Origin of the sequence: Paraburkholderia sp. J7 (assembly GCF_905220155.1) — a bacterium.
Lineage (GTDB): Bacteria > Pseudomonadota > Gammaproteobacteria > Burkholderiales > Burkholderiaceae > Paraburkholderia.
The window spans coordinates 1-251 of the sequence record NZ_CAJMYZ010000143.1 but is presented as its reverse complement, the minus strand read 5'-3'; the positions used below and the strand labels follow the sequence as shown (position 1 = coordinate 251).

1 protein-coding gene is annotated in these 251 nt (G+C 65.7%); it reads right to left on the bottom strand.

Going from position 1 to position 251, the window contains the following annotated elements:
- The coding region (locus U5A58_RS40690; protein ID WP_415774374.1) for an FAD-binding oxidoreductase at nucleotides 1-251 on the bottom strand (251 nt) is incomplete at both ends.

The following is a 251-nucleotide window of genomic DNA, read 5'->3' as shown; positions in this document are numbered from 1 at the left end:
AGGCCCGGCAAGCGCATGCGCAATGTCTTGAGCAGGCGCGCGGCCGCATCGAACGAGCCGAGCGCGCACAGCGCCGTTTGCGCGGCGGCGGGCTTCGGTTCGAGCTTGAGCACAAGGCGCGTGATGACGCCGAGCAACCCCTCCGAGCCGATGAACAACTGCTTGAGATCGATGCCCGTGGTGTTCTTCGTCACGCGATTGAGCATCGGCAGCACGGTGCCGTCGGGCAGGGCGACTTCGAGACCGAGAAT